Below are 26,104 nucleotides of genomic sequence, written 5' to 3' on the forward strand. Positions count from 1 at the left end.
TTTTATTCCAGAATCGGATTGCCCTTTTTCTGAAGTCCCTGTTCCTCCGCGAGGAGGTCAAGGTGCACCGTTGCCCAGTCCTGCCGATAGATGAAGTCACTCGTATCGTCGTCGACGGGGCCGCGATAGGTCTTGATGTAGTGATGGCAGGCATCACAGACATCAAGGCGCATGATGTCGCTGTCCTCCGGCTCGAGCGTGTGCATCTTCTGGAGATCCGTGTTGCCGCAGTAGACGCAGCCGACGCGCGTATAGTGCCAGCGCGTGCCGCAGCCGCCGCAGACGAGGTCGCGTGCGCGCCCCTGACGGTACTTCCTGAGATCGGCGATGACGGGCTGCCGTCCGCAGACGGGGCAGTAGTTCTCACTGAAACGCGGACGGTCGCGGTCGGGATTCCACATCGTGGGATCCTTCAGCTCCGCAGGGACGAGCGCGGCGATGATGCGCCAGATCGTGCTGCGGATAAAGCCCTCGTTCAGGTCATAGCGCTGGCAGAGTGCTGCAAACGTCTTCTTGTCCTGTGTGAGCACGGCAATGATGAATTCTTCCTTTGCCGCCTTGCGCAGGGGCTTCAGCGCGGCGAGATAGCCGCGCGCCGACTCCTGCATGAGGGGCGGCACATCCGCTTCGGCGATGCGAGCAAAGACGTCCTCCTGCATGAGGTAGACCGCACGCACCATGCGTTTGCGATATGTCTCCTGCTTCAGGATCGGCAGCTTCTCCGCGACCGTCTTCGTGACGGCACGCGCGGGGAGCTGTATGGGCTCCGGCGTACCGACCGCCGCGTCGACGAGGCGATGGACGCGCTCAGTCTCGGCGAGGAACGGATGCTTCTTCAGGAAGCGCCTCATCGGATCGGTGTTCTTCGATTTCATAAAAAGGGGTTCTCCTCGTCTTTTCAGACGTTCGTTGTTGTGAATGTTCGTTCGGCGGTCAGCCCCCATACGCGGCGTACCGCGGGGAACTTACACGCGTTCGACGTTGGCGAGGCAGGCCTTGAACTCCTGCTCCTGCACGTTCGGATCGAGTGCGTCGATGGTCAGATAGTTGCCGGAAGGACCCGTCGAGAGCCCCTTGAAGCCCCAGTTGTAGGGCATCCAGATCATGTGCGTCTCCACGCCGTTGATCGTTAGCGGCTGCGCGCGCTTCGTGACCATTGCCTTGACCTGGATCGCAGCGCGCGTCGTGCTGACGCGGACGAGATCGCCCGGGCGAACGCCGAGTTTTGCAGCGAGCTGCTCCGAGATCTCGACGAACGGTTCCTTGACGAGCTCGTTGAGGTACGGGATGTTGCGCGTGATCGTGCCCGAGCACCAGTGCTCCGTCAGGCTCGATGTGCAGAGGACGTAGGGGTACTCATCCGGCGTGCCGATCTTCTGCAGTTCGGGGACACGCGGATAGATAACGCAGGGGTTGAACTGCGCCTTCTGCCCCTCGTTCATCATGTTCTTCGTCGGGCTCTCGACAGGCTCATAGAACTCCGGCAGCGGGCCGTCCACGGGGACGTAGGAGTGATCGCGCGTCTCGCCGCTCTCCACGTCGCTGTACTCGGCGGCGAAGAGGCGGCCAATGCCCTCACCGTTCATACGGAACGGTTTCTGTCCGCCCGGGGTGTTGGGTCCCTGTGTGCGATCGCCGACGTCCGGGACGTCGTAGCCATCCCAGATGCCCTTGGCCTCATCCCACCAGACAAGTGCCTGATCGGGGCGGGTCGGCTTGCCGTTCTCGTCGCAGGACGCACGGTTGTAGAGCATGTGAATGTTGTCGGGCCACGTCCATGCGTAGTTCGGGAAGATGCCCATGTTGCCGTTGTCTTCCTGTCCGCGGCGCTTTGCCATGTGGACACCGTCACCGTAGATGCCCGTGAAGATCCACATGCCCGCCATCGTCGTGCCGTCGTCGCGGATCTCGCGGATGCCGCGCAGGAGATGTCCGTCCTTCAGGTCGTAGCCGTTGCACTCCTTCATGATGTTCTCGACATACGCCTCGCCGTTCGCCTCGGGATCGCCGTAGTTCCATGTGAGGAGCTTGATCGTGTTGTCCTTCGGGTCGGTCGAGTCCTTGTAGAGCTCCACGATGCGCTTCCAGAGCTTGTCGCAGATCCAGTAGTCCGGACGCGAGTCGTGCGTGGGATCGGGGCCCTTCATGCGCCACTGGATCATGCGCATGGAGTTCGTCATCGTGCCGCAGCGCTCGAGGTAGGAGGCCGCCGGCATGAAGATGACCTCGGTCTGGATGTCGGCAGGGTTGTCGCCCGGACGCTCCCAGAACGCCGCCGTTTCGTTGACGAAGACATCCTGCACGATGAGCGTACGGACGCCCTTGAGCCCCTTGTTGACGATCGTGAGGTTCGCGTTCGTCATCTGCGGGTTCTGTCCGCAGACGTACAGGCACTTGATCTGCCCCTCGATCGCCTTCTCGAACATGACGTACATGGAGTCGTTGTGCGTGCCGTTGCGGATCGGCAGTGCATTGAACAGGTAGTCATTTCCTGCATTTGCCGCATCGCCGAACCACGCCTTGAGAAGGTTCTTGAGGAACTTCGCACGGAACGTACCGTTGTGGTGTGTCCACTTTGCAAGTGTATCGTCCGTATGCGTCGGATACGAGAGGTAGGATGGGTAGTACTGGAACATGATGCCGTAGTCCGTCGAGGACTGGACGTTCGGCTGCCCGCGCAGAGCGTCAATGCCGCCGCCTGAGACACCGATGTTGCCCATGAGCAGCTGGATGATCGTAAAGCAGCGGATGTTCTCCACGCCGATCGTGTGCTGCGTCATGCCGAGGGCGTACATCATGACCGTCGGCGTAATGCTCGAGAAGAGCTCTGCCGCCTTCTTGATGTCCGCGACGGGCATGCCCGTGATCGCCGAGGCCTTCTCGAACGTATAGCGCGAGAAATGCGTTGCGAGGCGATCCATGACCGTGCCCGGCTCCGACATCGACAGAGCCTTTACCGGCTTGCCGTTCGCGTCGACCTTGTAGCCCCACGTCTCCTTGTTGTACGTACGCGTCTTCTCGTTGTAGCCGGAGAAGATGCCTGCGTCGAATTTGTAGTCATCACGCAGCAGGCAGTAGGCATTCGTGTTGCGGCGCAGATAGTCGGCATCGTACTTTTTGTTCTGAATAATATAGTTGATAAGTGCTCCAAGGAAAACGATATCTGTGCCGGGACGCAGCTGGAAGAAATGATCGGCAACGCGCGAGGTGCGTGTATAGCGTACGTCTACGTGAACGATGGTGGCTCCGTTGTCCTTTGCCTCCATGACGCGCTTCATCGCGAGCGGATGGCATTCTGCGAGGTTCGAGCCCTCGATCCAGACCAGCTTTGCCTTCTTGAGGTTGTACCATGAGCCCGTCATCGCGCCGCGTCCAAAGGCGGCGTTCAGCGCCGGCGGCGTCGTCGCATGGCAGACACGCGTCTGGTTGTCGATGTAGACAACACCGAGCGCACGCGCCATCTTGATGAGCTGATAGCACTCCTCGTTGTTGACCTGCGATCCGCCGACAAAACCGATGGCATCCGTACGGTTGCTCATGAACTTGTAGCCGTTCGCCTCGTCCTGCCCGATCCAGTTCTCATCACGCGCCTTCTTCATGGCACGCGCAGAGCGGTCGATGGCCTCCTCCCAGCTGATCTCCTCCCAATGGTCGCTGCCGGGTGCACGGTACATCGGGCACTTCGGACGCAGCTCCGCGTTCGGGATGTGACCATAGCCGATTCCCTTCGGGCACAGGCCGCCGCGATTGACGGGGTTGTCTGCCGCTCCTTCGAGGTTGATCAGCTTGCCGTCCTTGACGTAGCCGATCGTTCCGCAGCCGCAGCCGCAGAAGTGGCAGACGGAGGTAAATTCGCGACCGCCTGTCAGCTTGTACTCTTTTGCCGCCGCCGAGACCGTTGCGACGTCAAGTCCGAGACTGGCGAGTGCCAGCCCGACGCCGCTTAGCCCGGTGGCTTTCAAAAAGTCACGTCTGCTAAGGTTCATCGTGATTCTCCTTTCGTATCGGCGGGATTCCGCCGACAGGCTCTCCTAAACTTCTATATGAAACGAGGATATCCCCGGTTTCAGCAATGTACAGAGGTACACCGTCAGAGGGTGATGCGCTCAGGGTTTGCGTAGATGCAGAACGAGCCCGGCGCCATGCGCGCGCAGAGCGTGATGCCGAGTTTGCGCGCGATGTTGAGCGAGAGGGTGGTCGGAACGGACTTCGCCGCAACCGTGGAGATCCCCATCCGCCCCAGTTTGAGCATCATCTCCGAGGAGCAGCGCCCGCTGAAGATGATGATTTTATCGGAAATCTCCACGTGATTCCTGAGCGCCCAGCCATAGAGCTTGTCAAAGACGTTATGGCGGCCGACGTCCTCACGGAAGACAAGGATTTTCTTGTTTGCCTGATCGAACAGGACGCCGCTGTGGACGCCGTTCGTCGTATCGTGGGTCTTGGAGAGATGTGCGAGCAGCTCATCCGCTGTCGCGAGGATGTCCTTCGCGCTGAAGCGCACGTCGCGCGGCCGCTCAAAGATTTCCTCGGGGCGCAGTTTCAGGATGCGCCGTGCCGAGAAGTAGCGCGGATTTTTCACTGCGTCCGCCGCCCACCACTGCGCATCCGTCGTCGTCTTGACCGCGGCGCGCAGATGCTCTGCGTCCACCGTCATTTCCACGATATCGTCAAAGCTGCGGATGCGTCCCATCTGAGCGAGCATCCCAACGATGAGATCCTCGAAGTCGACGGGTGAGCAGAACGCCGTCGTAAAGTTCTCCCCGTTGAGATCGATGTCGAAGAAGACCTCCTCCGAGGTATATTTATGATCCGCGACAAACGCATTCTCCTCAGAGACATAGCGGGTCACGGGTACGTCGATAAAGTCACTGCGCTGAATTTCCATCGTTTCTATTCTTCCATTCGTATACTGCATGCTCTCACGCGAGCACCTACATCGTCAAAAACATTATGCCGTCTGCCCCATAGAGCGGCCGCCCCATAAGAAAGAGAGTGATCTGCGCCGCTGTCTCCATATCATCGAGATCATAGGAGAGCAGCCCGTCATGCGGTGCGGCATCCTTTTGAAAAAGTGCCGTCACACGTGCATCAATCTCCGGCGCGGCAAGTCCGCGGTCGAGCATGAGAGTCGGCAATGCGCCGCGTGAACGCGATTCCGTAATAAAAAGATCTATATCATATTCTATTTTCGATATAAGATTCTGAAAGTCCTTCCTTTGATCTTCTATTTTCTGAATGAAATAGCCATTCGGCGCACTAATTGCCGTTGCCCGCGCCCCCGCCGTCATGAAACGCGCCGTATCCTTTCCCTCCGTATCGAGCTGAAAACCGTGGCTGTCGCTCTTGATGACCGCTGTACGCACGCCATGTACCGCAAGGCGCGGGATAAGCCGCTCGATGAAGGTTGTCTTGCCCGTCCCCGAAGCAGGGGCTGCGACGGAGAGAATGGGCCGCTCACGCCCCTCGTTCGCAATGCGTCCGCATGCGAGGCGGTAGGCAGCAGGGGTGTTCACGTTGAAGAAGAGTCCCGCATCCACCGCGAGCGGCAGTTCGCGCACGGTGAGGCCGCGCAGGATAATGCCGAGCTTGCGGTCGCCGCGTGCGATGGCAGCGGCAAATGCCTGTCCCGCATCGCGCCGATAGAGCGCGGCGAGCGGCTGCCAATAGCCTGCAAGCGTCGGCAGGACGACCTGCACCGCACCATGTGCTTCGGGCAGCAGTGCCCGCACAAGATCGAAATCGTAGAAGGGCATATCGCCTGAGAGGACGAGCGACCATTCCGTCTCCGCCGCAGCGAGCCCCGCCGCAATTGCCGCCGCCGGGCCCTGCCGCGGGCAATCGTCCGTGACGAGATGCGCCCCGTACGCCGCAGAGAGCTCCGTGAGCTCTCTGCGCTCCCCCTCTGCCGCGAGGACAATCGCGTGAAACCCTGCCGTACGGCCGCGCCGCAGGGTACGGGAGAGCAGCGTCTCACCGTCCGCCATGGGGAGGAACCGCTTGTCCTCGCCCATGCGCGTGCTCATGCCGCCCGCCGCGACGATGAGCGTCAGGTCGGCGGGCGTCACCGTGCGCACTCCCCCGCGTCGCCGCGCAGGATCTCGATGCCGTGCTGCAGCTGGGGCAGGATGAAGCCGAGACACTCGCGCACCGCTTTCTCACTGCCGGGCAGGTTGACGATCAGTGAGCGTTTCCGCAGGCCCGCCGTCGCACGGCTGAGCATGGCACGCGGGGTCACCTTCATCGAGAGCGCGCGCATCGCCTCGGCGATGCCCGGTGCCTCGCGGTCGATCACGGCACGCGTCGCCTCAGGCGTCACGTCGCGCACGGAAAAACCCGTGCCGCCCGTCGTCAGGATCAGCCCGACGCCGCGGTCCGACCAGAGTGTCATCTCACGCTCGAGTTCCTCACGCTCGTCGGGCACGATGCTGTACCCCGCGACATCGTAACCCTCCGCCGTCAGGATCTCGCGAATCGCCGCGCCGCTCGCATCCTCGCGCTCGCCGCGCGAGCCCTTGTCGCTCGCCGTGATGACGGCGGCGTCGAGCGGGATCTTCTCCGTCGTGATCTCCAGCGTATCGCCGACCGTTACCCAGCCGCCGTGCAGAACACGGGCAAAAACGCCCTCACGCGGCATGATGCAGTCGCCGACGCGGTGAAAGATCTCGCAGTGGCTGTGGCACTTCTTCCCGATCTGTGTGATCTCAAGAAAAACCTGCCCCACGCGCAGGCGTGTCCCGACGGGGAGCTCCTTGAAGCGGAACCCCTCGGCGACGACGTTCTCGCCGAACGCGCCAAACGCCACATCTGCACCGCGCGCACGGAAATCCTCGATCTCGCCGAGGCCGAGCAGGCTCACCTGTCGGTGCCAGTCGCCCGCATGGGCATCGCCGTCGATGCCGTATTCCGTAATAAAGAAGGCGCGGTCCGTCGCCTGTTTTTCCGTGCCGCGCTTCTCACTGATGCACAGCGCCCGAATCTCTCCCATATCCGTATTAGCCTCCCACTTGGTACATAGCGCGGTGATCGCGCGTCTCCTGATCGATTTCAAAATGATGTTCTTCGGGCTTCTGCCACACCGCATGGGCAATGGCATCCGCGAGCTGTGCATCCGACATTCCGCCGCGCAGCAGTGCACGCGTGTCAAGCCCCGCACTGCTGTAGAGGCAGAGCTTCAGGAAGCCCTCCGCCGTCAGGCGCACGCGGTTGCACGTATGGCAGAATTTGTGCTCCATCGCATCGATAAAGCCAATGGTTCCCGTAAAACCGGCAGGCCTCACATAGGCGGCGGGCCCCTTCGGCACCGCGCCCTCATGTGCCGCCTCCCCCACGGGCAGGAGTGCGCCGAACGCATCCTTCAGCCGCGCGCGCACCTCATCCATCGGTACGCCGTGATAGTTCTCCGTGCGCGCACAGCCAATCGGCATGAGCTCAATAAAACGCACATCAATCGGATGTGTGCGGGCAATCGCGGCAAGCGCGGCGAGTTCCTCGTCGTTTACGCCCATGATCGGCACGCAGTTCACCTTGACCGTGAGGCGCTCCTCCTCGGCAAGCCGCGTGAGTGCCTCCATCACCGCGCCGAACATCGGCCGCCGCGTGATGGAGAAGAATGTCCCGCCGTCGAGTGTATCGAGGCTGAGATTCACCGCGTCGAGGCCGGCATCCAGCAGCTCATCCATCATCGTGCCGAGCAGGACTCCATTTGTCGTGAGCGCCACCGTCTCGATGCCCGGGATCTCTTTCAGCCCGCGCACAAGGCGTGTGATGTCACGCCGCACGAGCGGCTCACCGCCTGTCAGGCGCACCTTGCGCACGCCCAGTGCCGCGAGCACACGCACATCGCGCAGGATCTCCTCATAGGTGAGCACATCCGCGTGGCGCAGCTTCTTGACCCCATGCGCCGGCATACAGTAGCGGCAGCGCAGATTGCAGCAGTCCGTCACCGAAACGCGCAGATATTCAATTTTCCGCTGAAACTGATCCTGCATGATGAACCTTCTATCTATCTTTCTATCTTTTTCCTATACGTTGACGTGAAAGGCAGAAGTTGATGCGTCGAAGCAACCGGGAAAAGTGCACGTTTGCTTCGCGGGGGGATTGCTGCAGGACATCACCACAGCACTGCTTCGTCAGAGAATCACAACATCCACTTCCGCCCCTGCCGCGAGCGGCGGCATCCCCGCCGGCACATCCACAAACGCGTCGCAGCCTGCCGCCGAAAAGAGCGAGCCGGACTCATGCTGATCGGGCAGCGAAACGCGCCCATCCGCCTCCATGCGTGCACGCAGGAAACGCCGTCCGTGGCAGGGCTTGGGGAACGCATCGGCGAGCACGGCACGGCGGCGCGGCATGAGCACATCCGTCTCGCCCGCAAGCCGTGCAATCGCCGGACGCGCCATCAGCTCGAACGTCGCATAGGCGGCGAACGGGTTGCCTGAGAGCGCGATGCCGAGCATGCTGCCGCGCGTATAGGCAATGGCGGGGGCGCCCGGCTTCATGCAGACGCGCCAGAACAGCCGCTCCGCCCCAAGGGCGGGCACAACGCCGTGCATGATGTCCTTCTTGCCCACGGAGACGCCGCCCGACGTGAGAAAGAGATCCACACGATCCGCATAGGAGGCGATTACCTCCGCCGCGCGTTCCACATCATCAGGCACCGAGCCGACCACCGTCACCTCTGCGCCGAGTTCCTTCAGGCGTCCCGCAAGGAGGTAGAGATTGCTGTTGTAGATCTTGCCGGGACGCAGCGGCTCGCCGGGCTGCATCAGTTCGTCGCCCGTACTGGCAACGGCAATGCGTACGCGCCGATGGACACATACCGCAGCATAACCCTCACTCGCGAGTACCGCAATCTGCGCCGCATGGATGCGCTGTCCCCGGCGCACGAGCAGATTTCCCTTTTTGATATCCTCGCCCGCATAGCAGTAGTTCTCGAACGGCTGCGACGTAAAGGGAACAAAGATCGCATCCCCCTCCTCACGCACATCCTCCTGCCGCACGACACAGTCACAGCCCTTCGGAATCGCGCCGCCCGTCATGATGCGGACACACTCGCCCGCGCCGACTGCGCCGGCGAAAAAATCGCCCGCGCACTCCTCGCCGATCACCGACAGGCGCACAGGGTGCTCTGCCGAGGCGTCCGCCGTACTCGCCGACGCAAAGGTATAGCCGTCGAGCGGCGAACGGTCAAACGGCGGATTGTCAAACGCTGCGTACACATCCTCCGCCGCCACGCGCCCCACCGCCTCCAGCAAGGGAACGCGCTCCGTCTCCGCGACGGGTACTGCATGTGCGAGCAGTACCTCGATTGCCTGTTCAAGTTCGATATCCTGCATGGAATTCTCCTTACTTTCCGAACGGGCAAATGGGATAGTGGCAAACCTTGCATCCCATGCAGAGCCCGCCGATCCCAAGGCGCGTGATCTCCTGCCGCGTCCACGCGCTGCCCGCCGCGACACGCGGCAGAATAATATCAAAGATCGTCGCGGGCGAGTACATCACGCAGCCCGGCAGCCCCATGATCGGCACCTGCCGCCCATCCTTCTCATAGTAGGCGAGCAGGAACATCGCCCCCGGCAGCACAGGCGCGCCGTACGTCACGATGCGCGCCCCCGTCGCTTTGATCGCCGCCGGCGTGCGGTCATCGGGGTCGACGCTCATGCCGCCCGTGCAGAGCACCATATCCATCCCCGCGTCGAGCAGCTCCTCAATCGCCGCACGCGTGTGCTCCGTCCCATCATCCGAAAGACGGTGCTCATCCACCTTCAGGCCGAAGGCACGCAGCTTGGCGTCGATCACGGGCGTGAACGTATCCTTGATGCGCCCATGGAACACCTCAGAGCCCGTCGTCACCACGCCGACCTTCATCTTCTGATACGGCAGGATCCGCAGCATCGGCTGAGTGCCCGCCGTCTCACGCACCCGCTCCATCACCGCCTTGTCGATGACGAGCGGGATCACGCGCATCCCCGCGAGCTTCGTCCCCGCCTTGACAGGCATGTGCTGCGCAATCGTCGCAATCATCACATCCTCGATGTCGTTGACGGCATTGAGCGCATCCTCGTTCACCTCGAACACGCCCGCCGTCGTCGCGGTCAGCTCTATCTTGCCCTCGCTCGGCTCACTCGCCGCCATGTGCTCATTCTGACAGACATCACGCAGGATCGCCGCCGCATCGTTCTCATGCAGCAGATTCGGATCGTCCTCCCAGACAAAGATATGCTCTTTGCCAATGCGCAGAAGAACGGGAATATCCTCCGCGCGGATGATATCCCCCTTATGGAAACGTGCGCCCTTTCGTTCCCCGCGCACAATCTCTGTAATGTCGTGGCAGAGCACCATCCCCACCGCATCCTGAACACGAACCTCACGCATACTGCTCCCCCTGCTATGGCAGCGCTGCACATACGCTGCCCCTCCCCAAAGGCAATCACCCCGTATAACGATTCTCAACTATGAATATCTATTATTGATTATACCACAAAAAATAAATAACCTCTATGAGTTTTCCTAAATTATAGATAGATTCATTTAATGTTAGAGAAACACAATTGATTTTCTACGCTGATTCCGCTATGATAAAATTATTTCACGAGGAAAGGAGGATATCTATGCCAGAAACAGGACTGACGCATTTCGATGCAGGCGGTGCCGCCATCATGGTCGATGTCAGCGGCAAGAACAAGACACATCGCGAGGCCATCGCGAGCGGACGGATTTGCGTGAGCGAAGCGGTCTATGCGGCGATCACGGCGGGCACGGCAAAAAAGGGCGACGTCCTCGGTGTCGCGCGCATCGCCGGCATCATGGCGGCAAAGCGCACCGCGGACATGATCCCGCTCTGCCATCCGCTGCCGCTTGCCAAGTGCAGCATCGACTTCACGCTTGAGGAGGTGCCGCACCATGCGGTATATGCTGCGGCGACGGTCAAGGTCACGGGCGAAACGGGCGTGGAGATGGAAGCACTGCACGCCGTGAGCACGGCGCTGCTGACCATCTACGACATGTGCAAGGCGATCGACAAGCGCATGGAGATCACAGACATTCGTCTCGAGCGTAAGTCCGGCGGCAAGAGCGGCACATTCGTCCGCTGAGAAGGAGGGCAGCGCCCTCACCCTCTCCGAGCAGAGCACGTCTAAGGAAACATCTATGGCACTCTGCCTGACGCATATCGTCACAGGGTATGTCGGGAAACGGACATACCTCCCATTTGCAAAGGAGAAACATCACATGAACATCAAAAAGACACTCACCGCCCTCTTGGCGGGCACGGCTCTTCTCACCGCCGGCTGCATCGGCGGCGGCAACAGCGCGAACAAGATGGAGACGCCGCAGGAGAGCCCCATCGAGCTGCAGGTCTCTGCGGCAGCGAGCCTCACGGACGCGATGAAGGAACTCGCCACGATGTACGAGGAGAACAACAAAGAGGTTCATATCGTCTACAACTTCGGCAGCAGCGGCGCCCTACAGCAGGCGATCGAGAACGGCGGAGCCGCCGACGTATTCGTCTCCGCCGCACAGAAGCAGATGAATGCGCTCGACGAGAAGAAGCTCCTCGCGGACGGTACGCGCGTCGATCTCCTCGTCAACGACATCGTGCTGATCACGGCAAAGGACAGCAAGCTGAACCTTCCCGACTTCAAGGCAGTGCTCGACCCGCAGGTTGCGCACATCGCTCTCGGTGAGCCGAAGGGCGTTCCTGTCGGACAGTACAGCGAGGAGGTCTTTACGAAGCTCGGCATCCTCGACCAGGTCAAGGCGCGTGCCGTCTACGGCTCCGACGTACGTCAGGTGCTCGCATGGGTCGAGACGGGCGATGCGGACTGCGGCGTGGTCTATGCGACGGATGCCGCCATCTCGGACAAGGTGAAGGTCGCCGCCGTTGCCCCTGCCGACACGCATAAGCCCATCGTCTACCCCGCCGCTGTGCTGAAGGACTCCAAGAACGAGATGGCCGCGAAGGAATTCCTCGCCTTCCTCCAGACGGACAAGGCAGCCAAGGTCTTTGAGAAATACGGATTCACCGTCAAATAATGGCAGACGAAACATTCTCCCCGCTCATCATCTCCCTTGAGGTGGCGGGGCTTGCTACTGTCCTCACCTTCTTCGTCGGTATTGGGCTCGCCTACGGCGTGCTGCGTATCCGCAGCCATATCGCGGCGACCATTGCCGATGCTGTGATTACTCTGCCGCTCGTCCTGCCGCCGACCGTCGTTGGGTTCTTCCTCCTGCTCTTTCTCGGAAAGCGCAGTGCCATCGGGAGCGCCCTCCTCGCCATCGACCTGCCGCTTGTCTTTACGTGGCGTGCGGCGGTCATCGCAGCGGTCATCGTGAGTCTTCCGCTTATGTACCGCACGGCGCGCGGCGCATTCGAGGCACTCGACAGCAGCATGATTCATGCGGCGCAGACGCTCGGCGTCAGCAATGGGCGCATCTTTTGGCGCATCATCCTGCCGAATGCACGGCACAGCATCCTCGCAGGGCTCGTTCTCTCGTTTGCCCGTGCCCTCGGCGAGTTTGGTGCGACCATCATGTTCGCGGGCAATATCCCAGGGCGCACGCAGACCATGTCCACCGCCATCTATGCGGCGGTGCAGGCGAACGACTACGACCTCGCCTTTCGCTGGGCAGTCATCATCTCCCTGTTCTCGCTCTTCTTTATCGGTGCGATGAACCTCTACCTCAAACGGGAGGTGCATGAATGAACCTCGTCGTCAACATCGAAAAACGCCTGCGTGACTTCACGCTCTGCGCGAACTTCACGCTCACGAATACGACGCTCGCCCTGCTCGGCGCGTCGGGCAGCGGCAAGAGCATGACGCTGAAGTGCATCGCGGGGCTTGAGACGCCGGATCGCGGACAGATCATCCTCAACGGCCGCACGCTCTATGACAGCAGTGCAGGAGTCAACCTCCCGCCGCAGGAGCGCAGTGTCGGCTACCTCTTTCAGAACTACGCGCTCTTTCCGAATATGACCGTCCGCGAGAACATCATCTTTGCACTGGACGGATCACAGGAGGAAAAGGAACGCATCCTTGCCGAGAACGTGGCGCGCTTCTCCCTCGACGGACTCGAAAACGCCTACCCGGCAGGGCTCTCAGGCGGACAGCAGCAGCGCGCTGCCTTTGCGCGCATCCTCGCGCGCGGCGCAGATGTCCTGCTCCTCGACGAGCCGCTCTCCGCACTCGACACCCATCTCAAGTGGCAGATCGAAACCGCACTGCGCGAGATCCTCATGGGTCAGAACATCGCGGCGATCCTCGTCACACATGACCGCGACGAGGCATTCCGCATCGCGCAGGAGATCGCGACCGTCGACCGCGGACAGCTCACGCCCCCGATGGATCGGCACGAGCTCTTCCGCAGTCCCGGTACGTGTGCAGGTGCACGCCTCACAGGATGCAAGAACATCTCTGCCGCCCGCCGCCTCGACGCGGCACACATCGAGGCGACCGACTGGGGCATCACGCTCGCGGTCACAGACGATGTGACGGATGCGCACCATATCGCCATCCGCGCACATTACTTCGTTCCCGTGCAGGAAGACGGCGAGAACGTCTTCACCGCACAGATCGCAGAGATCATCGAGAGCACCTTCAGCATGATCGTCATGCTTCGCTTCGCCGATGGTGCTCACCGCGTGCGCTGGGAGGTGGACAAGCCCGCATGGGATGCGCTTCGTGTGAGCGAAAACGCAGCCCTGCGCATCTGCCTTCCGCCTGAAGCACTGATGCTGCTGCGGGATTAGGGGAGACAGACAAACGCATACAAAAACGCCCTTATGGTGCATCGCGCCATAAGGGCGTTTTTCTGTACTACGCAGAGCGCGTCAGCCGCCCCTCTGCCATCGTATAGCAAATATCCGCATATGATGCTGCCTCGCACTCATGTGTGACGAGGAGGACTGCCGTGCCTGCATCGGCGGTCTCGCGCACGAGATTAAGCACGTGCCGTGTATTCTCCGCATCGAGGTCGCCCGTCGGCTCATCAAGGAGCAGAATCTGCGGCACGCCGGCAAGAGCCCGCGCGATCATCATGCGGCGCAGCTCCCCGCCCGAAAGCTCCGACGGACAGACATGCGCGAGCGGTGCGATGCCAAGCCGCTCCATCAGAGCATCCGCATGTGCAGATACGTCCTGTTCCCTGCCATAGAGAAGCGCCGAGAGGAGGACATTCTCCCGCACCGTCAGCGCGCGAAGCGACATCAGCTGCTGCGGTACAATGCCGAGCGTACTGCTGCGCAGCTCCGCACGCGCATCCTCGGGCAGTGCGTAGAGATCCGTCTCCCCTATGAGCACCTTCCCCGTCACGGGCGGCAGGAGCCCGCCCAAGATATGCAGCAGCGTACTCTTGCCGCTGCCCGAACGCCCCATGACCGCCGTCACCGTACCGGAGGAGAGGCACAGATCCGTCTCCGCCACAGCGACAATGTACCCTTCCCGCGCACTGTCGCGCAGGAAATCCTGACTGATTTTCTCCGCCCGCAGTTCCATCATCCATCCTCCCGCAGCAGTGTGCTGATCGGCGCCGTACATACGCGCCCCACCGTCCACGCCGCCGCCAGCATCCCAGACAGTGTCACTGCGAGGAGCGTATTCACCGCCAGCAGCAGAATCGTCCCGCCGTCGGGGAGAATATAGGGGCGCATCAGCCCCGCCTTCATCAGGCCCGCGAAGGGCAGAATAATCAGTGCGCCGAGTGCAACTCCTGCCGCAGCGCCCGCCGCCGAGGCGAGTGCCGCCTCCGTCAGCATCATGCGTGTCAAAAAGCCGCGCGCCGCCCCCGCGATGCGCAGCATCAGATACTCGCGCCGCCGCTCGCGCGCCGACAGGTGAAAGGCGATGCCGAGAACGATGACGGCGATCACCCAGACCACTATGACGAGCCCGCCGATCGTCTCCAAGATGCCGCCCAGTCCCTGCTCCACTGCGTGCACCATTCCGTGTGCAGGGCGCGCTGTAAGCGCGGGATATGCCGCATTGACCGCCTCTGCCACGCCCTCGGGCGAGAACCCGTCCGCCGTCCGTATCATCACGGCAGAGATCGCATCCTCCGTCGGACCCCCCTGAAACACATCAAAGCCCCTTTTCGCCGCATTCGCCATCATTGCACGGATCGTCTCCATATTCGTGTAAACCGCCGTATCCATCCCCGTTCCCGTCGGCGTGAGCCGTCCCACAACGCGGCAGGGCAGATCGTAGAACGTCAGCATCCCATCCGCAGGCACGGAAATGCCGCTGCCGACGAGAATATCGCCATAGCCGACCGTACCGCCATAGCTCTCGCGGATCCACGGCTGAATGGTCTGATCCGAGGCGGGATCAAAGCCGATCAGCTGCACCGCTACGGAGCAGCAGCCCGCATGTGCCGAGGCAAGGAAGAACTGCGGCGTCGCATGCGCCACCCCCGCCATGCTGCGCAGATCGGAGAGATAGTGCTCCTCCATGTAGAACTGCGCGGGAACGCCCTGCACGAGCACCCCCTCCAGCGAGCCCGCTCCCTCTGCCGCCTTCGGCAGGACAATGACATCTGCACCGAGCCGCTGCTGAAACTGAATCAGACCGCCCTGCAGCCCGAGCAACATCTCCGAGCCGCCGAAGATCACGAGGGCAAGAATCCCCGTCAGCACAGCAAGCGTCGCGGAGCGTGCCATATTCCTGCGGCAGGAGCGCAGGGCAAGTGCTTCACTGAACTTCATTCATTCTCCCCCTTTCGATGCTGCCACAGATACAGAGCAGAAAGGATGATGTTCAGCACGGCAATCACGCTGACCGACGGCTGCATCAACGTATGACACCGCATGGTCTCCATCATGCAGAGCGGAATAAGATGTCCCGGAAGACAGATCACCAGCACAGCGAGCGGAATCATCGCAATGGCCAGCCCTGTCTTTGTTCCTGAGCGCAGCGGCACAAGATGCAGGAGGGACAGGATGAGCATAACCGCAGCAAGCCCCGTCAGCGCCTCCCCTGCCCAATGACAAGTCATCCACGTTCCATCCTCATGCGGTGCACATGGTGCAAAAGTCGTCTGTATGCCAATGAAAAATATCGTATTCAGCACAATCTGCAGAAGCGGACACACGCCGATTCCCTTTTTCTCGCTGCTCATGATCATTCTCCTTATCTGCCATTTTTATCTATCCTACCAGAGATGATAAAAAGTTTCAATAAAAAAAGAACTGCCCCTCAGGGCAGCTTCTCAAAATTCAAATGGCAGGGGTAGCTGGACTCGAACCAACGCATGCGGGATTCAGAATCCCGTGCCTTACCAACTTGGCGATACCCCTATCGCTTTCTCAGCAACATAGCGAATTATAGCGGAAGAAGAAAATCTTGTCAAGAAATTTTTTTCTGCTCCTCCTCTGTCTCTTCCTTCTCCAGGGCAAGCACCGCCTGCACAAGAATCGCGCACTCCAGACGCTTCTTCTGAATCGCACAGCCAATCTCGTACGGCTGCCGAATGTCCCCATGAAAGAGATCGGCGTTGGCATGACAGCCGCCGCTGCAGTAGAACCGTGCCCAGCAGTCGCGGCAGAGCGGCTTGTTCAGCACATGTGAGTTGCGGAAGTACGTCGGCAGCTCCATGCTCTCAACGCCCGTAAAGACCGAACCAAGGCGATAGCCCTCACGCCCTACGAACTGATGGCACGGATAGAGATCGCCGTTCTCCGCGACGGCATAGTACTCATGCCCCGCCCCGCATCCCGCCAGTCGTTTCGCCACGCAGGGACCATGGTTGAGATCCATGTTGAAGTGGAAGAAGAAGAAGCCCTTCCCCGCGTGCACGCGATCGAGATAAGTCTGTGTCAGATGATCATACTCGGCGAAGATGCGCGGCAGATCCTCCTCGGTAAAACCAAGCGGGCTGTCCTTCAGCACAACCGGCTCCATCGACAGAACGTCAAACCCCGCCTCGTTCATCGCGAGCACATCCTGCGTGAAATCGAGATTTTCGTGCGTGTATGTCCCGCGCAGATAGTAGTCATTGCCGCCGCGCGCATCGACGAGCTTCTTAAAGTTCCGCATGACCACATCATACGTTCCGTGACCGCCCGCATCAGGGCGCATCGCATCATGCACCCTGCGCCGTCCATCCGCTGAGAGCACGACGGAGAGATGGTTGTCGTTCAGCCATGCGATATTCTTGTCGGAGAGCAGCATCCCGTTCGTCGTGAGCGTCAGTTTGAACTCCTTGCCCGTCTCCTGCTCACGCTGACGCACATACTCCGTCACCGCCTTCACCGTGCTCAGATTCATCAGCGGCTCGCCGCCGAAGAAATCAATCTCACAGTGCTTGCGCGGACCGCAGCCGCCAATGATAAAATCGACTGCCGCACGCCCCACCTCGGGCGACATCACCGCGCGCTCACCGCCGTAGCTGCCGCCGTCGCCGAAACAGTACTTGCAGCGCAGATTGCAGTCCTGTGCCACCATCAGGCACAGGGATTTCACCAATCCGCGCGACTTGAAGGTCGGCGGCACGTCAATATCGGGGGCAAAGAGCGCCCCTGCCGCCATCAGCTCATGCAGCTCGCCGCACGCCTCGCGCAGATCTCCCTCAGGATAACGCCCCCTGAGACGTGCCACGACCGCCTCATCGTTCGTCCCATCGAAGTCATCCATCATATCGTAAATCATCTCGTCGATCACGTGAACCGCGCCGCTGTTCACATCGACGAGGATGTGCATGCCGTTCTGCTTGAACTTATGCGTTCGGACTTTCATTTGTTCTCCTTCATAACCACTCTTGGAAATGTAATACGCTTAAGCAAACCTTAGTGGAGCAACACATAGAAAAAGCCCCTCTCGCAAACGAGAAGGGCTGTGCCGATTTCCCCGTCTTACTTCGCGCAGGGCTGATTGCCCACCGTGCAGGAAGTCTTGCAGGCAGACTGGCAGGATGCCTGGCATTCGCCGCAGCCGCCCGTGTAGAGCGTGGACTGCATCGTCGGCTTGTTGACCGTCTTGATGTGCTTCATCCTTCATACCTCCTCAATCCATCGTTCTGAATTTATTCTATCGCATCATTCTTTATTATGCAAGCAATTTTTACACGCCTGCCCATTCCGCATCCACGCGCTGAATATCCGCCCCGAGCGCCACGAGCTTTGCCACGAGATCATCATACCCACGGTCGATGTGATGGATGTAGCCGACACGCGTCTCATCCGACGCGACCAGCCCTGCAAGCACCATCGCCGCACCCGCACGCAGATCCGTCGCCCGCACAGGTGCGCCGCTGAGTAGTGCGCCGCCCTCGACCGTCGCCGTCCGTCCGTCCACACGGATCCGTGCGCCCATGCGCACGAGCTCATCGACGTGCATAAAGCGGTTCTCGAACACCGTCTCCGTCACGACACTCGTCCCCTCGGCGACGGCGAGCATTGCCATGAACTGCGCCTGCATATCCGTCGGAAAACCGGGATAGGGCATCGTCTTGAGATCAATCGCCTTCATCGGGCGGTCGGCAGAGACGCGCACCCCGGCGATATCCTCCTCGATCTGTGCGCCCGCTTCCTTTAGCTTCGCAATGACTGGCTTCAGATGCTCGCTAATCGCGTTCTCGATGAACACATCACCACGCGTCATCGCCGCCGCGACCATGTACGTCCCCGCCTCGATGCGGTCGGGGATGATCGTATAGTCCGCCGCGTGCAGCTCCGGCACGCCGTCGATCTTGATGCGGTTCGTTCCCGCGCCACGGATGCGCGCCCCCATCACATTGAGATAGTTCGCGAGATCGACAATCTCCGGCTCGAGCGCAGGATTCTCGAGGATCGTCTGGCCCTCGGCGCAGGACGCCGCCATCATCACATTCTCTGTCGCCCCGACACTCGGGAAATCGAAGTAGATGCGTGCCCCCTTCAGCCCATGCGGCGCACGCGCGTGAATGTCGCCCTGCGTGATCTCGATCTCCGCCCCGAGCGCCTCAAAGCCCTTGAGATGCAGATCGATCGGACGTGTCCCAATGGCACAGCCGCCCGGCAGCGAGATCTCTGCGTGCCCCTCGCGTGCGAGCAAGGGGCCCATGATGAGAAATGACGCGCGCATCTTGCGGACGAGGTCGTAGGGGGCTGCGACCGTCGCAATATGTGATGCATCAATGACCAGACGATGCTCCGATACCGTGTAGTCCGCCGTCACGCCAAGGGCACGCAGCACCGCCGTGATCGTATAGACATCTTCGAGTGCAGGCACCTCATCCAGCACACTTTTTCCGTTTGTACCGAGCAATGCCGCCGCAATGATGGGCAGCACCGCATTCTTCGCCCCGCCGATCTTCACATGGCCGCGCAGGGGATGCCCTCCATGAATGACCAGTTGTTCCATTCGTCCTTATTCCTCAACCTTCAGCGTCGCGTGGATCACGTTCTCGATCACATACGGCGCATAGAATTTCTCGCGTTCATCCTTCTTCTTCGGATCGCCGAGCAGCGTCACGCGTTTCGGCTCCTCGCGCTCTGCCGCGCGTGCCGACGCCTTTGCCGCCGCACGCATGCGCTTCTTCATTTCCTTCTCCGAGGACGGAGCCGGGGCAGCTCCAGGCGCGATAATGATCTCATTGTTCTGCCCCTGAGCGGCGAGATCGTCCAGCTTTTCCGCCGTCGACTTGAACTTCTCCTCGTCGTCGGGGATCTCGAGCCCCGCCTGCGCGAGGAGTGCCAAGGGGTTCACGGGGACAAAGCCTCCGCCGCGAATATCGAGGTTCAGTGTCCCCGCCGGCTGCGCCTTCGGCACGCGATAGGGGATCGACAGCGTCTCCTCCGGCTTGCGATAGGGGCGAATCTTCGTCTTGAACGTCACCGTGTCGCCCGGCTTTACCACCAGCTTATCCGGCACCGCCGAGACCAGAACGGCCGTCTGACGTCCGCCCGTGAGCTCCACATCCACATCGAGATCGAGAATATCGGACTCCTCCTGCGGATTCGTCACGATCATATTCATCGCCTGCAGCAGCTCGGTCACGGCGACCTGCCCGACATCCGCCGCGCTGTAGTACATATTGCGCCGCTCAAAGACCCCGCTGTCCACGGCGTTCGTACGGATGGCAAAGCGGATGCGCGCCGTGCTGCTGCCAAGGGAATCCGACACGCGGCTCATCGCCGCATAGGCAATGCTGCCCGAAAGCACGGGCAGGAAATCCTCATCGTAGGCAATCTGCGCACCGAAGGTCTCCTCCGTGCCAAGCGCGTCGTCCTTCACGTGAATGCGAATGGGAACCGCTGTTGGGAACATCCCAAGGATCCCCGCAACGCCCGTCTCACGATCCTGATTGATGCGCCCGATCACACTGCCGATGTTCGCGATCTTCACGCCGTTGCTCTGTCCTGCAATCGTCCCGACCACATCGGCATCCGTCATGAAGTAGTTCACGTTTCCCTTGTGCATAAAGGAGTGACCGAATGCCAGCACTTTCTTGCCGTCCACCGCCGTCACCGTTCCCGTCGCGCCGATGCTGAAGTCGCCGTAGACAATGGCGACCCCGACGGGCTGACCGCCTGCAAGAGAGGCATCATAGCGCGTGGGAAGGGGCGTATTTGCACTGACCGTTCCCAGCGGAAAGAACGTACTGCCTGCAGGCATATTGTTCTCTAGATAGCGCAGCCCCGCCGATCCAAATCCGCTCACGAAGAAGGTAGACTTCTCCTCGGCAGCATGCACATTCTCTTTCTTAGCTGCAGGAGATGATGTGACGGGATCGGTCGACGTTTGCTCACCTTTGTCCGTACTCTGCACAGCATCAGCGGTCGTGTCATGCGTGTCGTCCGCAGCCTTCTGCGCCTCTGACGCACCTGCACCGCTCGCAGATGTTTCCTCTGTCTTCTCTCCGCGCAGGGCTGCGAGTGTATCACGCCACTCCGCCTCACGCTCGGCGTGTGTCATCTTGCCGACTTTCTTCTCGCGCTCGCGGAGCTCGTCCTTTTCCTTTGCCTTCTTGCGCTCCTCAACGGCGCGCACGACATCCACCGTGTCGATGCGCGTCTTATTCTTCGTGTCGGGCATCGACCAGAGCGGAATCATGTCCTCGATCGGCGTGATGAAAAAGGTATAGGGGCTGAGATCCTTCAGCCCCGCTGCAAGCGCTCCTACGAGACGACCGTCTACATAGATCGGACTGCCGCTCATCCCCTGCAGGACACCGCCGACGTGTTCGATGAAATTGCCGCTCGTCCGCGCCATAATCATCCGCTGAGAGCCCTTGCCGCCCTCCATCTGACCGACGATCTCCACGGGGAATGTGCGCACCTCACCCGTCGTATCGAGCACGGTATACGCCGTTCCCTGCATCCCCTCCGTCACCTCATTGTACGGGAGAATCGGAGGCATCGCAAAGGACGGCGGTGCGTAGAATTGTACCGCCAGCGCAAAAAGAGATGCCGCCGCAAGGCGCTTCCAGTTATATCGCAAAATGTCACCTCAAAATATAAGTACCGTCATGTTATCTGCCCTATTGTAGCATACACAGAGAGATTTCGCTAGTGTTTTCGCGTGCATCCACAGCAGGACTGCTCACAATAGAAAAGAGCCGCTGCACGAAGACCGAACCATCTTCGTGCCGCAGCTCTCTTTCATACATCTTATAGTTTGAAGCGCTCCACCTCGCGCTGGAGGTCGGTCGCGATCTCTGCGAAACCCTCGCTCGCCTTCGCGATATCCTCAAGCGCATTCGACTGTGCCTCCACGGACGCGCTGCCCTCTTCGGTTGTCGCAGCATTCTCCTCGGCGAGTGCGGATAGGTTCTGCACCACATCCGAGATGGATGCGTGCTTCTCGCCCATCGTCTTCGCTGATGTGTTCAGCTTCTTGACGACCTCACCCGTCTCCTCGACCGTCTCAGAGATACGGTCGAAGCACTCCTTCGTGCTCTCAAGCCCCTGATGCGACTCCGATGCGAGCTTCGTCGATACGTGCATCGTATCCACCGCCTGCTGGCTCTTCGTCTTCATCTCGTGGATGATGCCGCGGATGTCATCCGTAAAGCTCGAGCTCTGCTCCGCGAGCTTGCGGATCTCCTCCGCCACGACGGCGAACCCGCGCCCGGCCTCACCCGCACGCGCCGCCTCGATGGCAGCGTTGAGCGCGAGGAGGTTCGTCTGGTCGGCGATGCTCTGGATCATCGTACTGGACTCGTCGATCTTGTCCGCGCCCTGATTCGTCTCCTCGACGACCTTGGCGACTTCCTCTGTCGCCTTGAACATCTCCTCGGCGCGGCCAAGCAGATCGTTTAGGATCTCCGAGCCCTCCGCCTTGCGGTCACTGATCTTCTGTGTCGTCTCGTTGAGGACATTGACGATACGCTCCGTCTCCTGCTCGATGCGCAGCACTTCACTGAGATAATCGGCGGCCTTCTGCGCATCCTCCGGCCCTCAGCGATGTTCTGGATCGCCTTCGAGACCTCCTCAGAGCTATGCGCCGTCGTCTGCGTTGTCGCCGTCAGCTCCTCGCTCGTCGCTGCCACGGATTCCGACGAGGCGTTGATCTTGCCCATCGTTGCGCGCAGATTGTTTGCGAGCTCGGCGAGATCCCCCGTCATCGCTCCGATCTCATCCTCTCTGCCGAGATAGCCGCGTGCACGTACATTCGCGGGGTTATCTGCACGCAGATCGAGGCGGGCAAAGTTCTCCACCACGCCCTGCAAATCGCTCATCGGCGTCGAGATCCGCTTCGTGACAAAGGAGATCAGTGCCGCCAGAAGCAGGAGGATACCGATGATGCCAACGGCGACGAGGATATAGATCATGTGGCGTGCCACGGCGGTGAACACGTCATAGTTCGTCGCTGAGCCGATGCCCCACTGCGCCGTAACGCCGTCAAAGGAAATCGGTGCATACACATAAAGTGTCTCGTTGGCAGTGCTGGAGGAGTCCTTGCGGATCGTGAAGGGATGCTCTGCCGTGCTCTTAAAGACATCCTCGCCCTTAATGCCCGACAGCTCATAGAGATTCTTCATCACCACGCTGTCATCCCGGCCCTGGGCGACAATGCCGCCCTTCTGCCCGAAGAGGACATAGTACTGATCATCCGAGCTGAGCTTTTTCAGATCGCCCTGGAAGCCGCCCATGTCGATATCGACGAGGATCGTACCGAGGAACTTCCCGTTCTAAACGATCGGGTAGGACAGCGCTGCCGCCATATAGTGCTCCCCATCGGCCGTCGTAAAGGCGAAGGGATCAGTGAGCACAGGCTTCATCGTCTTCTCTGCAGCCGTGTACCACTCTGCCGTCTCATAGCCAAAGAGCGGCTCGATGCGGTCCGGCCAGACAAAGGGAAGCAGACGTCCGCTCACATCCGAGTACTCCGTATTCACCTTCTCGGCATCCTTGCCGTCAAAGGCATCCGGCGCGAAGCAGACGCCGACGCCGAGAATACCAGGCGTCGCTGCCACTGAGTCCTTGAGCACCTTGACAACCGCATCGCGGCTGCATGCCTCCGGCGGTGCCTGCAAGATATCCTGAATCCGAACCTCGGTGATCGCAGCTGCCTGATACGCCTTGTCATAGCGCAGCTCAACTGCGGCCGAGATGCTTCCGAGCTCTTAGAAACGCTCAGACTTCGCACGCTCCTCGAGTGTTCCAAAAGTCATGTAGCCGACAATCCCCAAGATGATCGCCATGACGACCACAACGCTGACAGCCACAATACAGTTGATCTGGAAGCCGATCCCCCGTCCTTGGGCGACGCTTCATGACTCCGTTCCCGCTGGCATAAATACCCCCTCTTTTCTTAAGTAAGCACGGATAAATTCAGCACCGCCATCTGACGGACTTCATTTTATCAGCAATTCCTTAGCTCCCCAAAACAAATGCGTACCATACCGGTACGCATTTGTTTCAGACGCTCCATCGTCAAACGAAATCCCCCGGTAAGAAGCAGCCGTGTTGCTTCTTTTGTCCTGCAAGTATACCACAGAGAATTTCATTCGGAAAGGGTTTTTACTATAAATTTTTAACCTGTCTGACTAATTTTTTATACAAGTCTAACGATGTTTCTCTATTCGTTGCGCAGTGCCGAGGACTCAGCAGCGCCGAGCGTCTGCTCCAGCTCCTCGAGCGTCTGCTGCTTGCTCTCACGTCCGAGAAGGAGCACCGTCCCCGCGATAACGACAAAGACCGCCGCGAACATCATAAAAATGCCGCTCATCGGAAATGCATTGGCGAGCATCACGCCGACGAGCATCGGTGCAATCATGCCGCCGATGCGGCCGAATCCTGCCGCCCAGCCGCTGCCAAGCGCGCGCATCGCCGTCGGGTACTGCTCGGGTGTATAGGTATAGATGACGCCCCACGCGCCGAGATTGAAGAAGCTCATCGCCGCGCCCCAGCCAAGGAGGGCAGTGACATCACCTGCATTGCCGAAGAAATAGCTGCATACGCCGCTGAGAAGGAGGAAGAGCCCGAGCGTATAGCGGCGGCCGATCACATCCACGAGGTAGGCCGCCGCATAGTAGCCCGGCAGCTGAGCGACCGTCATAATGAGGACATACTCGAACGTCTTGACAATGGCAAAGCCCTGCGCATAGACCATCGACGGCAGCCACATAAAGATGCCGTAGTAACTAAACACAATACCGAACCATGCGAGCCAGAGCATCACCGTGCGGCGGCGCATTCCCTTCGCCCAGAGCGCAGAAAATCCCGGTGTCTCCACCTGCTCCGCCTGCATACGGTGCGGGGCAAGCTGATCGAGGAAGGGACGCTCCGGCATCTGGAGCTGGCGCTCGATATCGCGCACAATCGCCTTCGCCTCGTCCACACGCCCCTTGGCGAGGAGATAACGGATCGACTCCGGCATGTGCAGGCGCAGGAGGAACACATAGAGCGCGGGCAGGGCGCCGATAAAGAACGCCGCCTGCCAGCCAAAGACAGGGATGAGAAGATAGGCGATGCATGCCGCCGCAAGCCAGCCAATCCCCCAGAAACTCTCAAGGAGCACAATGAAGCGTCCGCGCAGGCGTGCCGGTGCATACTCGCTCATCAGCGTCGCTGCGACGGGCAGCTCTCCGCCCAGGCCGAAGCCGACAAGGAAGCGAAACACGAGCAGCGACTCATAGCTCCACGCAACGGCACAGAGCCCCGTTGAGATACTATAGAGGAGAACCGTGATCGTAAACACCCGCTTGCGGCCGATGCGGTCGGCAATCGTCCCCGCGAGCACCGCTCCAAGCGCCATGCCGATCAGCCCAATCGAGCCAATCCATCCCACCTGTGCCGGCGTGAGACTCCACTCGCGCGCCAGTACCGGCAGGACGAAGGCGATCAGCCCCGTGTCCATCGCATCAAACAGCCAGCCAAGCCCCGTGACAACAAGCAGTTTGTACTGGAATCTGCCGAGCGGCAGATTTTCCAGACGATCCAGAATCATGAAAGTACCTCCCGAAGAAATCATGGATTTCTTTCACTGCATTGAAAAAGATAGCTGACACATATTATAGTCAAAGTATACTGACGATACAAGGATATTTTAGGATTTTTCCTCAGAATCTTCCTTTTTTCCACTCATAAAAACACCGTAGCCCGCTGTGCCGAATCCAATGCCGACAAAGAGATAAGCGACCGTGCTGTAAACAACATCCTTTTTGTTATTGGCGGAAATCGCCGCCGCCGCTTCCTGAGCATTCGAGGCTTCCCGTGCCAGCTCCAGGTTCTCAGCCATCGGGTCGGGGGAGAGATGCAGCAGCAGCAATCCGATGCCAAGGGAAATCAGCCCAAACAGAATTACCGCGAGTTTTTTCTTCATCATATACCTCCATATATAGCAAAAGGGACTCGTGAATCATCACGAATCCCTCGTTCTTGCGGCAACTACCTACTCTCCCACGTCGTCTCCAACGAAGTACCCTCGGCCTGTGGACGCTTAACTACTGTGTTCGGAATGGGAACAGGTGGAACCGTCCAGGCATCATCACCGCATCTTGTTGAATGAGTCTTGCTCACTCAAAACTTCACAGAAGAAACGTCAGCAAATTAAAGCGAAATACTTACTCTCTACTTAGCAAATCACACGATTGAGCCACGGTCGACATTTGCTACGCAAACGTCGACTAAGTGACTCACACAAAACTGCTCGTTCGCTCTCGCTCACGCAGTTTTGGTTCGCTA

24 protein-coding genes, 1 tRNA gene, 1 rRNA gene and 1 riboswitch are annotated in these 26,104 nt (G+C 59.9%); of the genes, 4 read left to right on the forward strand and 22 right to left on the reverse strand.

Annotated elements, in window-relative coordinates; translation table 11 throughout:
• Positions 1-2: 2 nt before the first annotated feature.
• From HMPREF9166_RS06385 to HMPREF9166_RS06420, 8 genes are all read right to left on the reverse strand, one after another.
• The gene (locus HMPREF9166_RS06385) at positions 3-875 is read right to left on the reverse strand and encodes a formate dehydrogenase accessory protein FdhE (protein WP_039981133.1); all 873 of its coding nucleotides are present in this window, start codon (positions 873-875) and stop codon (positions 3-5) included.
• A 90-nt stretch (positions 876-965) separates the two neighbouring features.
• Positions 966-3,986 carry a formate dehydrogenase-N subunit alpha gene (gene fdnG, locus HMPREF9166_RS06390; RefSeq protein ID WP_009753175.1) on the reverse strand — a complete coding sequence of 1,007 codons (3,021 nt, stop codon included), beginning with the start codon at positions 3,984-3,986 and terminating at the stop codon, positions 966-968.
• A gap of 104 nt (positions 3,987-4,090) precedes the next feature.
• A complete protein-coding gene (gene fdhD / locus HMPREF9166_RS06395) occupies positions 4,091-4,888 on the reverse strand; it encodes a formate dehydrogenase accessory sulfurtransferase FdhD (protein ID WP_172664517.1) in 798 nt (265 codons plus the stop codon).
• A gap of 46 nt (positions 4,889-4,934) precedes the next feature.
• The gene (gene mobB / locus HMPREF9166_RS06400; protein ID WP_039981135.1) at positions 4,935-6,068 is read right to left on the reverse strand and encodes a molybdopterin-guanine dinucleotide biosynthesis protein B; all 1,134 of its coding nucleotides are present in this window, start codon (positions 6,066-6,068) and stop codon (positions 4,935-4,937) included.
• Positions 6,065-6,988, reverse strand: coding sequence for an MOSC domain-containing protein (locus HMPREF9166_RS06405; RefSeq protein WP_006691225.1), 924 nt, complete (start codon positions 6,986-6,988; stop codon positions 6,065-6,067). Before HMPREF9166_RS06405 ends, mobB begins: the two co-directional genes overlap by 4 nt.
• Positions 6,989-6,995: 7 nt before the next feature.
• A complete protein-coding gene (gene moaA / locus HMPREF9166_RS06410; protein WP_009753177.1) occupies positions 6,996-7,991 on the reverse strand; it encodes a GTP 3',8-cyclase MoaA in 996 nt (331 codons plus the stop codon).
• A gap of 141 nt (positions 7,992-8,132) precedes the next feature.
• The gene (gene glp, locus HMPREF9166_RS06415) at positions 8,133-9,338 is read right to left on the reverse strand and encodes a gephyrin-like molybdotransferase Glp (RefSeq protein ID WP_009753178.1); all 1,206 of its coding nucleotides are present in this window, start codon (positions 9,336-9,338) and stop codon (positions 8,133-8,135) included.
• Positions 9,339-9,348: 10 nt separating this feature from the next.
• Complete coding sequence (locus HMPREF9166_RS06420) at positions 9,349-10,377, reverse strand: molybdopterin-binding protein (RefSeq protein WP_009753179.1); 1,029 nt, start codon at positions 10,375-10,377, stop codon at positions 9,349-9,351.
• Between the two features lie 200 nt (positions 10,378-10,577).
• Here HMPREF9166_RS06420 and moaC point away from each other — a divergent pair, with 200 nt between their 5' ends.
• The 4 genes from moaC to HMPREF9166_RS06440 all read left to right on the forward strand — a co-directional run bounded on the left by moaC (position 10,578) and on the right by HMPREF9166_RS06440 (position 13,750).
• On the forward strand, positions 10,578-11,096 hold the full coding sequence (moaC, locus tag HMPREF9166_RS06425; protein WP_009753180.1) for a cyclic pyranopterin monophosphate synthase MoaC: 519 nt from the start codon (positions 10,578-10,580) through the stop codon (positions 11,094-11,096).
• 12 nt (positions 11,097-11,108) lie between these two features.
• Positions 11,109-11,239, forward strand: a riboswitch (molybdenum cofactor riboswitch).
• The gene (modA, locus tag HMPREF9166_RS06430; protein ID WP_039981662.1) at positions 11,233-12,036 is read left to right on the forward strand and encodes a molybdate ABC transporter substrate-binding protein; all 804 of its coding nucleotides are present in this window, start codon (positions 11,233-11,235) and stop codon (positions 12,034-12,036) included. (Overlaps the previous riboswitch by 7 nt.)
• Positions 12,036-12,707, forward strand: a complete 672-nt coding sequence (gene modB / locus HMPREF9166_RS06435; RefSeq protein WP_009753182.1) for a molybdate ABC transporter permease subunit — start codon at positions 12,036-12,038, stop codon at positions 12,705-12,707. Before modA ends, modB begins: the two co-directional genes overlap by 1 nt.
• The gene (locus tag HMPREF9166_RS06440; RefSeq protein ID WP_009753183.1) at positions 12,704-13,750 is read left to right on the forward strand and encodes a sulfate/molybdate ABC transporter ATP-binding protein; all 1,047 of its coding nucleotides are present in this window, start codon (positions 12,704-12,706) and stop codon (positions 13,748-13,750) included. Before modB ends, HMPREF9166_RS06440 begins: the two co-directional genes overlap by 4 nt.
• A 67-nt stretch (positions 13,751-13,817) precedes the next feature.
• Here the strand turns inward: HMPREF9166_RS06440 and HMPREF9166_RS06445 are convergent, their stop codons facing one another.
• The 14 genes from HMPREF9166_RS06445 to rrf form a co-directional block, all read right to left on the reverse strand.
• Positions 13,818-14,498, reverse strand: a complete 681-nt coding sequence (locus tag HMPREF9166_RS06445; protein ID WP_009753184.1) for an ABC transporter ATP-binding protein — start codon at positions 14,496-14,498, stop codon at positions 13,818-13,820.
• Positions 14,495-15,700, reverse strand: a complete 1,206-nt coding sequence (locus HMPREF9166_RS06450; protein ID WP_009753185.1) for an FtsX-like permease family protein — start codon at positions 15,698-15,700, stop codon at positions 14,495-14,497. Before HMPREF9166_RS06450 ends, HMPREF9166_RS06445 begins: the two co-directional genes overlap by 4 nt.
• A complete protein-coding gene (locus tag HMPREF9166_RS06455) occupies positions 15,697-16,119 on the reverse strand; it encodes a DUF4418 family protein (RefSeq protein ID WP_006691235.1) in 423 nt (140 codons plus the stop codon). The genes HMPREF9166_RS06450 and HMPREF9166_RS06455 overlap by 4 nt, the downstream gene beginning before the upstream one ends.
• A gap of 96 nt (positions 16,120-16,215) precedes the next feature.
• Positions 16,216-16,291: transfer RNA gene (locus tag HMPREF9166_RS06460), tRNA-Gln, on the reverse strand.
• A gap of 49 nt (positions 16,292-16,340) precedes the next feature.
• The gene (gene scfB, locus HMPREF9166_RS06465; protein ID WP_009753186.1) at positions 16,341-17,729 is read right to left on the reverse strand and encodes a thioether cross-link-forming SCIFF peptide maturase; all 1,389 of its coding nucleotides are present in this window, start codon (positions 17,727-17,729) and stop codon (positions 16,341-16,343) included.
• 116 nt (positions 17,730-17,845) lie between these two features.
• On the reverse strand, positions 17,846-17,983 hold the full coding sequence (gene scfA, locus HMPREF9166_RS12010) for a six-cysteine ranthipeptide SCIFF (protein WP_006691237.1): 138 nt from the start codon (positions 17,981-17,983) through the stop codon (positions 17,846-17,848).
• A gap of 70 nt (positions 17,984-18,053) precedes the next feature.
• On the reverse strand, positions 18,054-19,334 hold the full coding sequence (gene murA / locus HMPREF9166_RS06470; RefSeq protein ID WP_009753187.1) for a UDP-N-acetylglucosamine 1-carboxyvinyltransferase: 1,281 nt from the start codon (positions 19,332-19,334) through the stop codon (positions 18,054-18,056).
• A 6-nt stretch (positions 19,335-19,340) separates the two neighbouring features.
• Positions 19,341-21,413: a SpoIVB peptidase S55 domain-containing protein gene (locus HMPREF9166_RS06475; RefSeq protein WP_039981141.1), complete on the reverse strand. Its 2,073-nt coding sequence runs from the start codon at positions 21,411-21,413 to the stop codon at positions 19,341-19,343.
• Positions 21,414-21,583: 170 nt separating this feature from the next.
• On the reverse strand, positions 21,584-22,330 hold the full coding sequence (locus HMPREF9166_RS12325; RefSeq protein ID WP_009753189.1) for a methyl-accepting chemotaxis protein: 747 nt from the start codon (positions 22,328-22,330) through the stop codon (positions 21,584-21,586).
• Positions 22,231-23,067, reverse strand: coding sequence for a methyl-accepting chemotaxis protein (locus HMPREF9166_RS12330; RefSeq protein ID WP_009753190.1), 837 nt, complete (start codon positions 23,065-23,067; stop codon positions 22,231-22,233). Before HMPREF9166_RS12330 ends, HMPREF9166_RS12325 begins: the two co-directional genes overlap by 100 nt.
• Before the next feature lie 39 nt (positions 23,068-23,106).
• Positions 23,107-23,451: a cache domain-containing protein gene (locus tag HMPREF9166_RS12335; RefSeq protein ID WP_009753191.1), complete on the reverse strand. Its 345-nt coding sequence runs from the start codon at positions 23,449-23,451 to the stop codon at positions 23,107-23,109.
• Positions 23,452-23,996: 545 nt separating this feature from the next.
• Positions 23,997-25,367 carry an MFS transporter gene (locus HMPREF9166_RS06485; protein WP_009753192.1) on the reverse strand — a complete coding sequence of 457 codons (1,371 nt, stop codon included), beginning with the start codon at positions 25,365-25,367 and terminating at the stop codon, positions 23,997-23,999.
• A gap of 99 nt (positions 25,368-25,466) precedes the next feature.
• Positions 25,467-25,742: a hypothetical protein gene (locus HMPREF9166_RS06490; protein WP_039981143.1), complete on the reverse strand. Its 276-nt coding sequence runs from the start codon at positions 25,740-25,742 to the stop codon at positions 25,467-25,469.
• Positions 25,743-25,798: 56 nt separating this feature from the next.
• A 5S ribosomal RNA gene (gene rrf / locus HMPREF9166_RS06495) occupies positions 25,799-25,915 on the reverse strand.
• Between the last annotated feature and the right edge of the window lie 189 nt (positions 25,916-26,104).

Origin of the sequence: Selenomonas sp. oral taxon 149 str. 67H29BP, assembly GCF_000146365.1 — a bacterium.
GTDB lineage: Bacteria > Bacillota > Negativicutes > Selenomonadales > Selenomonadaceae > Centipeda > Centipeda felix.